The 6,732-nt window shown below is 70.7% G+C and carries 5 protein-coding genes; 3 read left to right on the top strand and 2 right to left on the bottom strand.

Annotation, left to right across the window (positions count from 1 at the left end; all coding sequences use genetic code 11):
• On the top strand, positions 1–1,700 hold a 1,700-nt coding region (locus tag AB8Z36_RS24445; RefSeq protein WP_369215519.1), incomplete at its 5' end, for an LCP family protein.
• A gap of 106 nt (positions 1,701–1,806) precedes the next feature.
• Here AB8Z36_RS24445 and AB8Z36_RS24440 read toward each other — a convergent pair.
• Positions 1,807–2,865: a glycosyltransferase family 2 protein gene (locus AB8Z36_RS24440; RefSeq protein ID WP_369215518.1), complete on the bottom strand. Its 1,059-nt coding sequence runs from the start codon at positions 2,863–2,865 to the stop codon at positions 1,807–1,809.
• 151 nt (positions 2,866–3,016) lie between these two features.
• Between AB8Z36_RS24440 and AB8Z36_RS24435 the strand changes: the two genes are divergently transcribed.
• On the top strand, positions 3,017–4,507 hold the full coding sequence (locus AB8Z36_RS24435; RefSeq protein WP_440581989.1) for an LCP family protein: 1,491 nt from the start codon (positions 3,017–3,019) through the stop codon (positions 4,505–4,507).
• Between the two features lie 46 nt (positions 4,508–4,553).
• Here the strand turns inward: AB8Z36_RS24435 and AB8Z36_RS24430 are convergent, their stop codons facing one another.
• Positions 4,554–5,102 (bottom strand): acyl-CoA thioesterase, encoded by a 549-nt coding sequence (locus AB8Z36_RS24430; protein WP_369215516.1) that lies wholly within the window; start codon positions 5,100–5,102, stop codon positions 4,554–4,556.
• A 129-nt stretch (positions 5,103–5,231) separates the two neighbouring features.
• On the opposite strand from AB8Z36_RS24430, the gene AB8Z36_RS24425 reads away from it, so the two are divergent.
• On the top strand, positions 5,232–6,536 hold the full coding sequence (locus AB8Z36_RS24425; protein ID WP_369215515.1) for an LCP family protein: 1,305 nt from the start codon (positions 5,232–5,234) through the stop codon (positions 6,534–6,536).
• Positions 6,537–6,732 lie beyond the last annotated feature (196 nt).

The following is a 6,732-nucleotide window of genomic DNA, read 5'->3' as shown; positions in this document are numbered from 1 at the left end:
TGCGTAAGGAGGGGGCGAGGAAACGCGCCCCGCACGCAAGTGATCATGGCTGGGACGAGGCCCCGCACGAGGGCGGCGCGCGTCCCGGCGGTTCTCCGGACGGCTCATCCACCGCGCGGAGGGACCGGGCCACCGCGCAGAAGTCCGGCGGCGCGCCACCGGCCGGTGACAGCCGCCACCGGCGGCGCCGCGKTGCGGGCGGCGGCGACCGGCCGCCGCGCCGCAAGCGCCGGGTCCTGCGCTGGTCGGCGACGGTCCTCTCGGTCCTGATACTGGGCACGGCCGGCGCCGGTTACCTCTACTACCAGCACCTCAACGGCAACCTGGAGACCGACGACCTGAACCTCGGCGAGCACCGGGCGCCCGCGCCCACGCCCAACGCCGCCGGTCAGACCCCGCTGAACATCCTGCTCATCGGCTCGGACGCACGGGACTCCAAGGCGAACCAGAAGCTCGGCGGTGCCAAGGAGACGTTTGGTTCCCCGCCGCTCGCCGACGTCCAGATGCTGCTGCACCTCTCGGCCGACCGGACCAACATGTCGGTGGTCAGCATGCCGCGCGACACCCTGCTCCAGATCCCCAAGTGCACCGACCCCGACGACGGCAAGGTCTATCCGCAGACCGGTCCGCGCAACATGACGAACGAGTCGCTCGGCCGCGGCGGCCCCGGCTGCACCGTCGCCACCTGGGAGAAGCTCACCAACATCCACATCGACCACTTCATGATGGTCGACTTCGCCGGCGTGGTCTCGATGGCCGACGCCATCGGCGGCGTCCCGGTCTGCGTGGACAAGAACATCCACTCGCGCGACAGCCAGGGCCACGGCTCGGGCCTCAAGCTCAAGAAGGGCACCACGGAGATCCAGGGCGAGCAGGCGCTCCAGTGGCTGCGCACCCGCTACGGCTTCGAGGACGGCAGCGACATCGGCCGCGCCAAGGCGCAGCACATGTACATGAACGCCCTGGTCCGCAAGCTCCGCGAGAACACCGGCCTCACCAGCCCCAACCAGCTCCGCAAGCTCGCCGAGGAGGCCACGAGCGCGCTGAAGGTCGACGACGGGCTCGGCAGCATCAAGAAGCTCTACGACCTCGGCAACGAGCTGAAGAAGGTCTCACCGGAGCGCACGACGATGACGACCATGCCGTACGAGTACGTCGGCGCGCGCGTCATCCCCAAGCCCGGCGACGCCGAGCAGCTCTTCCGCCTCGTCCGCGACGACGTCTCCCTGGACGGCAAGGGCAAGAGGAAGAAGGCCAAGGAGAAGCCGTCGGACGACCCGGCGGCGGCGGACGACCGGATCGCGATCCAGGTCCAGAACGGTACGGGCTCCGCGGCCGAGCCCGCGGTCAGCGGCCGGGCGAACACGGTGGCGCAGGTCCTGGCGGGCAAGGGCTTCACCAAGGCGACGCCGGACACCACATCGGCGCTGACCGAGGCGAAGACCGTCATCCGCTATCCCAGCGTCGACCTGGAGGGCGACGCCCAGCGGGTCGCCAAGGCTCTGGGTCTGCCGCTCGGTTCGGCGAAGAAGTCGACCGACGTCTCCGGGGTCACGCTGGTCGTCGGCGCCGACTGGCGCGAGGGCGACACCCCGCCCAAGTCGAAGAAGAAGGACGACTCCACACCGGAGTCGGCGGACGCGCTCAGCGGCTCCGACAAGAAGGCGTGCATGAAGGTGGACCCGAACTTCACCTGGTGACCTTGCTTCACCTGGTGACCCCTGCTTCACCTGGTCACGCCGAAGGCCGCGGCCCGGCTCCTCCCTCCGGGGAAGAGCCGGGCCGCGGCCTTGTGCGTGGGGGCGCTCAGGCCCCTTGCGCCTGCTCCTCGGTGTCCCGTGTGCCGCCGAGGACGGCGGGGCGGCGGGAGGCGATGACCTTCTTCGCCAGCGAGCGCGGGCTGGTGAGGAAGCCCCAGCCCCACGACATGTGCATCGTCGCGAGCGCCACCGGGATCTGGAGGCGCGCCTTGAACGGCAGCCCCTTGCCCGCGGGGACGGAGCCGGCCGCTATCGCCGCGAGGTAGCCGCCGGGGATCACGAAGCCCCACGGCGTGAGGGCGGCGCCCACGACGACGCCCGCGGCGATGGCGCAGACGGCGGTCGGCGGCGCGAGGTAGCGGAGGTTGATGGAGCCCTCGTGGTAGCGCGCGACGACATGGCGCCAGCGGCCGTAGTCCTTGTACTGCTTGGCGAGGGCCTTGACGCTCGGCCGCGGGCGGTAGGAGACCTTCAGCTCGGGCGAGAACCAGATGAGCCCGCCCGCCTCGCGGATGCGAAAGTTGAGCTCCCAGTCCTGGGCGCGGATGAACTCCTCGTTGTAGCCGCCCTGCTGTTCGAGGGCCTCACGGCGGAAGACGCCGAGGTAGACCGTCTCGGCCTGCTGGGCCTCGCCGCCGGTGTGGAAGGCGGCGTTGCCCACGCCGATCTTCGACGTCATGGCGGCGGCGACCGCGTGCTCCCAGTCGTTCTGGCCCTCGGCGTGCATGATGCCGCCGACGTTCATCGCGCCGGTCTCCTCAAGGAGCCGGACGGCGGTCGTGATGTACCCCGCAGAGAGCGCGGCGTGGCCGTCGACGCGTACCACGATCGGGTGGCGTGAGGCCTTGATCGCGGCGTTCAGCGCCGCGGGCGTGCGCCCCGTCGGGTTGGGGACCGTATGCACCCTGGGGTCTTCGCTGACCAGCTCGGCGGCGATCTCGTCCGTGCGGTCGGTGGAGGGGCCGAGGGCGACGACGACCTCCATCTCGCCCGCGTACTCCTGACGCAGGATCGCCTGGACTGCCTCGCGCAGGTGCCGTTCCTCGTTGAGGACGGGCATGATCACGGATACGGCTGGAGGCTGCGCCTCGGACTTCGCGTTCATCACGCGTCACGTTACCGCGAATGGGGGACACGGGTGCGCGCCGCCGGGGTCGCTACCCCGGGCCGCATTTCGTATGGCATTACGTTTCTCGGGTCCCCCGGCCGTCGACCACCCCCGGCCCAGGTCCGTTATCCGCGGAGGTGTCCCGCACGTGCCCACACCGCCCCGCCGGCCCTTCCCGCCGCGCAGGTCCCAGCCGCAGCCGCCACCGCAGGCGCGCAGGCCCGCGCCCCGGAAGCCGGTGGGCCGGCGGAAGCGGCCGCGGTGGGGCCTGCGGATGGCGGTCACCTCCTCCGTGCTGGTGCTCGCGGCGGCCGGAATCGGGCACTCCGTGGTCACCACGCTGGACACCGGGATCAAGCGGATCGACGCCTTCAAGGACATGAAGAACCGGCCTCCGGCGGGCAACGGGATGAACGTCCTGCTGGTCGGCACCGACGGCCGGGACAAGATCACGCCCGAGGAGAAGGAGAAGTACCGCCTCGGGGGCGCGCCCTGCCACTGCACGGACACGGTCATGATCGTGCACATCTCGGAGAACAGGGACCGGGCGAGCGTCGTCAGCCTGCCCAGGGACTCGTACGCCGATCTGCCCGCGCACACCGACCAGAACACCGGCAGACAGCACAACCCGCACCCCAACAAGCTGAACGCGGCGTTCGCCGAGGGCGGCCCGAACCTGACGGTGCGGACCGTGGAGAACATGACCAAGGTGAAGATCGACCACTATCTGGAGGTCGACTTCCTCAGCTTCATGAAGACCGTGGACGTGCTCGGCGGGGTGGAGATCTGCACGGCCAAGCCGCTGCGGGACTCCCACACCGGCCTGGACCTGCCGGTCGGCACGCACGCGCTGAACGGGGGCCAGTCCCTTCAGTACGTGCGTTCGCGGTATGTCGACGGGGCCTCCGACCTCGGCCGCATGCAGCGCCAGCAGAAGTTCCTCGCGGCGCTCATCGCGAAGGCGACCAGCAGCGGCGTACTGCTGAATCCGGTCAAGTTCCGCGACGTCACGCGGACCCTGCTGGGCTCGGTCCGCGCGGACAAGGGCTTCGGCACGGGCGAGATGCTGGACCTCGGCCGGGCGATGCGGAGCTTCTCCCCCTCCTCGTCGGAGTTCACGACCGTGCCGCTGGCCACCGCGGGCCAGATGATCCCGGGCATCGGTTCGACCCTGAAGTGGGACCCGGCGAAGGCCACGAAGCTGTTCGACACCCTGCGCGGGGACCGGCCGCTCGCCGACCACAGGAACGGGCCCAAGGCGATCCTCGTCGGTGTCTCGCCGCAGCAGATCCGGGTGCAGGTGGAGAACGGCACGGCCACCCCCGGCCTCGGCAAACGCGTCGACACGGCGCTGAAGGCGTCCGGGTTCCTGACGACGGGGGCGCCGGTGGACGTGCCGAACGCGGCGGCGTCCCCGGCCGCGCGGACCGTCATCTCCTTCGACCCCCGCTGGGACCGCTCGGCCAAGAGCCTCGCGACCGCCCTGCCGGGGAGCGAGCTGCGCATGGTGCGCGGCCTCGGCCCGACGCTGAAGGTGACGGCGGGCGCGGACTACCGGGCGGTGCGTCCGGTACGGGCCGAGGACACGCTCCAGGGCGAGTTCGGCGCGGTCACCGGGGACCAGGTCACCTGCCCCTGAGCCACGGCTGTCCCTGCTGTCGGGGCCGTCACGCCCGTCGCGCCGTTCAGTCGTCGAAGCCCTCGGCGGCCCGCGCCTCGCGCAGCTCCTTGATCGCCCGGCGGCGGGCGAGGCGGTGCGTGCGGCGGATCTGGGCCTCCTGGTAGCGGCGGCGGTCGCGGTCGGTCTCCGGGATGACCGGCGGGACCGTACGGGGCTTGCCGTCCGCGTCGACGGCGGCGAAGACCAGATAGGCGGAGCCGACCTGCTGGGCGGGCGTCGACTCGTTCCAGCGCTCGGCGAGGACCCGGACGCCGACCTCCATGGAACTGCGTCCGGTCCAGTTGACCTGCGCTTTCACATGAACGAGATCGCCGACGCGGACCGGTTCGAGGAAGGCCATCTCGTCCATGGACGCGGTGACCGCGGGGCCGCCCGAGTGCCGTCCCGCGACGGCTCCGGCCGCGTCGTCCACCAGTTTCATGATCACACCGCCGTGCACCGTGCCGAGGAGGTTGGTGTCGTTGTGGGTCATGATGTGGCTGAGCGTGGTGCGGGACGCCGAGGTCGGCTTGCCCGGTATCCCCGCTTCCTGGCCGGTGGCCTGATCTGTCATGCCCTCCACCCTATGCCGGGGCCCTCGTGATCCTCTCTCCGGCCGCTTTGCATCAGCTCTGCAACAGCCCTGGCCCGAAATCCCGACCGCCCTGTAAGTGGCGTGGCCCGGCACTGCACACTGGGCCACATGAGCGATTGGCCAGACGATCAGGCGGGCGGCCGGGGATACGGCCGCGGCAGCGGGAACTCCCGGCCCGACGGTGCCCGCGTGATGCGGCACGTCCAGCGCGGGCCCGGCGGCGTACCGCCGCAGCCCGGACACGACGAGCCGCACGGCGACGGCGCCGCGTACGGCGACGCCCGCGACGCCGTCTTCGAGCCGCGCACGCCGAACCAGCGCCAGTACGGCCAGGGCTACGACAGCGGCTACAACACCGGCCAGGTCTACGGCGGCGGCCAGGGCGGCGGGAACGGCGGCGCCACCCGGCCGCAGCGCGCCCCGCGCCCCGCGCCGAACTGGCGCCGCCGCATCAAGATCGGGTCGATCACCCTGGTCTCGGTGCTGGTCGTGACGTCGGTCGCCACGTACTTCTGGGCGGACGGCAAGCTCAAGCGGGAGGTCGACCTCTCCAAGGTCATCGAGCGGCCCGAGGGCGGCGCGGGCACGAACTACCTGATCGTCGGCTCCGACAGCCGCGAGGGCATGTCCGCCGAGGAGAAGAAGAAGCTCCACACGGGCTCCGCCGAGGGCAAGCGCACGGACTCGATGATGATCCTGCACGTCGCGGACGACGGCGGGAACACCATGATCTCGCTCCCCCGCGACTCGAACGTCACGATCCCCTCCTTCAAGGGCGCCGAGTCCGGCAAGCTCTACCCCAACCAGGGCCGCCAGACGAAGCTCAACGCGGCGTACGCGGAGGACGGCCCCGAGCTGCTCGTGCGGACCGTGGAGTACAACACCGGGCTGCGCATCGACCACTACGCGGAGATCGGCTTCGGCGGCTTCGCCAAGATCGTGGACGCGGTCGGCGGCGTCGAGCTGGACATCCCCGAGGGCTTCAAGGACAAGAAGTCCGGCGCCGACTTCGAGGCGGGCAAGCAGACCCTCAACGGCGAGGAGGCCCTCGCCTTCGTCCGCACGCGGTACGCGCTGAAGGGCAGCGACCTGGACCGTACGAAGAACCAGCAGAAGTTCCTCGCGGCGCTCGCCAGCCAGGCGGCGACCCCGAGCACCGTCCTGAACCCGTTCAAGCTCTACCCGACCATGGGCGCGGGCCTGGACACGCTGATCGTCGACAAGGACATGGGCATCACCGACGTGGCCTCCATGTTCTGGGCGATGAAGGGCGTGACCGGCGGTGACGGCAAGTCCATGAACATGCCGCTCGCGGGCTCCACCGGCGGCAATCTCCTCTGGGACAAGGCGAAGGTCAAGCAACTCGTCAAGGAGCTCAACAACGACGAGAAGGTGACTGTCTCGGGCGGTTGACGCCGACCCCGGCCAACTGGGGGGGTTGCGGAGGCCGGGGTACCCCGAACGCCTTGCTCGCGGCGGCCCGTCCCGCTCCGGCGTGCCACAGTGGTGCGAACCTGCCACCGCGATCTCCGGAGCCCCTGTCATGGCGGATCTACAGGATGAAGTCAACAGCACCGCCGAAGCCGGGGAGGGAATCGAGCTCCCCGGC

The organism is Streptomyces flavofungini, from assembly GCF_041028215.1.
In the GTDB taxonomy this organism is placed as follows: domain Bacteria; phylum Actinomycetota; class Actinomycetes; order Streptomycetales; family Streptomycetaceae; genus Streptomyces; species Streptomyces flavofungini_B.
Note: the sequence above shows the minus strand (reverse complement) of the source record. Positions and strands in the feature narration are given on the sequence as shown.